The organism is Moorena sp. SIO4A5 (assembly GCF_010672005.1).
In the GTDB taxonomy this organism is placed as follows: Bacteria; Cyanobacteriota; Cyanobacteriia; order Cyanobacteriales; family Coleofasciculaceae; genus Moorena.
Map to the genome: position 1 here is coordinate 1 of NZ_JAAHHZ010000452.1, position 3,891 is coordinate 3,891.

The window sequence follows — 3,891 nt, forward strand, 5'->3', positions numbered from 1 at the left end:
GCTTCGAATTTAAATAATGTGGTTAATCATTTTGTACTGGTTCCTGATTCTGCTGATGCTAGTAGGCATTATTGGTTCGGTTGTTCCTGGCATTCCCGGTGCCATGTTGATTTTAGCTGCCACCATAATTTGGGGTATTGCTGAGGGCTTTAGTAGCGTCACCTGGCCATTGGGCGTAGCAATCTTTGTGTGGCTACTCGGTATGGGGGTCGATTTTTTAGCCGCTTACTGGGGAGCCAAAAAAGCTGGTGCTAGTAATTGGGGACAAATTGGTTCCATAATCGGCTTGTTATTGGGGGTTTTTGGTCTTTTACCCGCCTTGCCCTTCGGCGGACCGTTACTAGGGATTGTGCTGGGACCGTTGTTAGGGGCGTTTGTAGGTGAGTTTCTCTATCAACGGAAGTTAAAGTTACAGCCTAGAATTAAGCAATCCTTTAAAGCTGGCTTGGGGATTGTGGTCGGTTCATTGGTAGGAAATTTGATTCAGGGAATGCTTGCGATCGCTACTGTGGTGGTGTTTATTTTCACCACCTGGCCCCCAGGTGCAGGGATTTAGCTTGAAATTTAGATTGAAAAGGGTTATGGGTGCACTGCTTGCTAATTAACCCTAACAAGCTAACTAACAAGTTCACCGACTCAGCAATTTGCACCGTAGGCGATCGAGGGCATAGCAGGCGCTGATGTGACGTAGGTCAGACCGACTCCGATGTTGACCCAAGGTGTACTTGTAGCATTCTAAAATGCCATCTGGTCCGGCTAGACCAATGTAAACTAGACCCACAGGCTTGGTATCGGTATTGCCTCCAGGTCCAGCTATGCCTGTAATACTCAGTGACCAGGTTGAAGAAAGAAGCGATCGCACTCCCGTTGCCATTTGCTCTGCTACAACCTTACTTACCGCCCCCATCGCCTTCAAATCTGAGGAATTCACTCCCAGTACACCAGTTTTGACAGCGTTATCATAAGCAATGATACCCCCCAGAAAGTAATTAGAACTCCCCGGGACACTGGTTATCATACTGCCAATACCGCCGCCAGTACAGGATTCTGCTACACTCAAAGTTTCTGAGGCACCCGTCAATAGCTGACCCACTACAGAGGCTAGGGTATCGGTGTCAGTACCGAAATAGTTAATTCCCCCGATCTCCTGTAATTTTTGGGCTACTGGTTCAATTAACTGTTGCGCTTCATTTTCTGAAGCCGCACGGGCAGAAACCCTTAACCTCACCTGTCCCTTACTAGCATAGGGAGCAACGGTGGGGTTGGTAAGGTCAAAAAAGGGAGCAACTTTCTCAGCCAAAGCCGATTCTCCAATCCCCCAAAACCGCAACATCCGGCTATAAACGATTTCTTTACCCCAGCCTTGGCTTTTGAGATAGGGAACAGCCGTGTCTCGCCACATCTGGTGCATTTCCCTAGGAACACCAGGAAACGTGAGAATGGTTAAATCAGCACGGGGTTTCCAGATGATACCAGGAGCTGTTCCGTTCAGGTTGGGTAATACTTGTGCCCCTTCTGGAATTAGGGCTTGCTTGCGGTTATTGGTAGTTAATTGACGTCCCCGCCGGGCAAACTTCTGAGTAATGTCCTCTATAACATCCGGTTCTTCAATCAGAGGAGCACCAAAAAATTTAGCGATCGCTTCCGTGGTCAAGTCATCGGGCGTCGGACCAAGACCACCAGTAAATATTAGGATAGTGGAGCGCTCACTAGCAATTGCCAATACTTGCTGTAAACGCCCGATATTATCTCCCACTACTGTCTGATAGTAGTGAGGAATCCCCAATGCCGCTAGCTCCTGGGCTAAAAACTGAGCATTGCTGTTGAGAATATCCCCCAGCAGCAGTTCAGTACCTACACAAATAATTTCTGCACTCATCGATTATGCCTCAGGGGCAAGATAACATTCATTTCTTTCGGATCTTATCTTATAATCTCACACTGACAGCAATTTTAAAACTATAGCGTTTTCACAAAAAAGGGAACAGGGAATAGGGAATAGGGAATAGGGAATAGGGAGTAGGGAGTAGGTAATATGGCATCAAAAATTATCCTAATTCATTTATAAATGAATTAGGCTTATGATTATGACATTTATTTTGTTATTAAAAAAAATGTCATAATCTATTTTTAAATTATATATTCAATATCGATTAATAGCGTTTTTAATAGTTATGAGGTACACAATATTTTTTCCCGATTCCCGATTCCCGATTCCCGATTCCCCATTCCCGATTCCCGATTCCCGATTCCCGATTCCCGATTCCCTAATTCCCTAATTACCCGCTTGGATAACACTCGAAGCGGCTTCAGCATCCATTGGTTCCGATAAAAAAAACCTTGCCCATAATCACAGGTTAACTCTTGCAAGCTTGCCATTTGTTCAGGAGTTTCGATGGCTTTCGCTGTTACTGTTATCCCGAGCTGGTGAGCTATAAATATGATAGTTTTAACAATAGCTGCATTTTTGGGGTCAGACTCCATCGTTTGGATAAAAAAAGGGTCAATTTTAAAGATGTTTATCGGCAGATTCGTTAAATGAGCCAGACAAGAGTAGCTACTGCCAAAATCATCTAGGGCTAATTGAATCCCCTCAGCTTGGAGTTGGTTTAAGTCTATACATCCGTCGGCTTTTGCAGTTATTAGTGAATTTTCGGTAATTTCTAATATTAAATTACTCCCAGATATACCAGTCTCCTGCAAAATTTGTTGAAGCTGAGGCAGGAAAGTGGGATGGCACAGTTGTTGTGCAGAAAGGTTGACACTGATGAACAATGGTATAGTATTCCGCAGATGCTGCCATTCATGCAACTGCCAACAAGCAGTACTCAAAACCCACTCCCCCAGGGGAAGAATCAGTCCGGTTTGCTCAGCAATCGATAGAAACTGGGATGGCCTGATCAGTCCCTGCTTGGGGTGCTGCCAACGCACCAACACCTCAAACCCCAGGATTTGCCTGGTCTCTAGGGACATAATTGGCTGATAGTTTAGTATAAACTCATGCTGCCCTACTGCCCTATACAATTCCTCTTCTAATTCTTCCTCTAACTTTCCCAAACCCAACCTATCGCCCTGGCCTTGGTTGGTACATACTGCGTAGCCATCGCCACCTGTGGCTTTGACTTGATACAGAGCTCTGTCAGCCCTAGCGATTAACATTCCTGGTTTTTGATCCAGTTTAGGAATCTCGCTGGCGATTCCTAAACTCAGGGTGAGCTGCTCGCTGATCGGGGAACTGTAATTATTACTATAATTATTACTATTATTAATAATGTTGAGACCTTGCACCGCCTTTTGAATCAAGTGGGCAACCTGTGTAGCCCCAGAGGCATCGGTATTGGGCAAAAGTACCGCAAACTCATCACCACCGTAGCGCGCGACTAAATCAGCTGGACGTTTGACCACATCACCGATAGCTTTGGCGATTTCTTGAAGACATTGATCACCGTTTTGGTGACCATAGGAATCATTGTAGCGTTTGAAGCTATCCACATCAATTAAAATTATAGCCAAAGGTAACTGGTCTCGCCGTTGTCACCCCCTCAGCTCCCTGCTCCGAAGTCCCTATTCCCTGACATTCCCCCTCAAAACCAATTGATCAATTTACCTCTTCCATTAAGAGAATCACACCCTGACGTTCCCCCTCATATCAAGTCTGGTTGAATACCCATAATTAAAGAGAGGGTGGGGAGGGTGGGAGGTGTGGGGAGATGGGGAGATGGGGAGATCGGAATATGGGGAGATAGGGAGATTTTTATTAAGGGTAAATCGGGTAAGTCAGCGGGATTGCTCCCGCTTCGTCCCCAAAGCACCGTGCGAACAAGTCTCCAAGTACACGGCGCAACCAATTCCAAAAGAACTCACTTATCATTGCTACTTCTTTTCCTTGAC

3 protein-coding genes and 1 pseudogene are annotated in these 3,891 nt (G+C 45.6%); 1 reads left to right on the plus strand and 3 read right to left on the minus strand.

Annotated elements, in window-relative coordinates; genetic code table 11:
- The first annotated feature begins 16 nt into the window (after window positions 1–16).
- Window positions 17–556, plus strand: coding sequence for a DUF456 family protein (locus F6K57_RS38985; RefSeq protein ID WP_293074034.1), 540 nt, complete (start codon window positions 17–19; stop codon window positions 554–556).
- Window positions 557–628: 72 nt separating this feature from the next.
- Here F6K57_RS38985 and F6K57_RS38990 read toward each other — a convergent pair whose 3' ends face one another.
- The 3 genes and pseudogenes from F6K57_RS38990 to F6K57_RS39000 form a co-directional block, all read right to left on the minus strand.
- Entirely contained in the window at window positions 629–1,879 is a 1,251-nt protein-coding gene (locus F6K57_RS38990; protein ID WP_293074036.1) for a competence/damage-inducible protein A, read from the minus strand.
- Window positions 1,880–2,172: 293 nt separating this feature from the next.
- Window positions 2,173–3,063, minus strand: coding sequence for an EAL domain-containing protein (locus tag F6K57_RS38995; protein WP_293074037.1), 891 nt, complete (start codon window positions 3,061–3,063; stop codon window positions 2,173–2,175).
- 42 nt (window positions 3,064–3,105) lie between these two features.
- Window positions 3,106–3,519 (minus strand): annotated as a pseudogene (locus F6K57_RS39000) (diguanylate cyclase); the annotation flags it as partial.
- Window positions 3,520–3,891 lie beyond the last annotated feature (372 nt).

Coding starts and splice junctions, on each gene's coding strand:
- F6K57_RS38985 (WP_293074034.1), top strand. CDS start 17: ATGTGGTTAATCATTTTGTACTGGTTCCTGATTCTGCTGATGCTAGTA.
- F6K57_RS38990 (WP_293074036.1), bottom strand. CDS start 1,879: ATGAGTGCAGAAATTATTTGTGTAGGTACTGAACTGCTGCTGGGGGAT.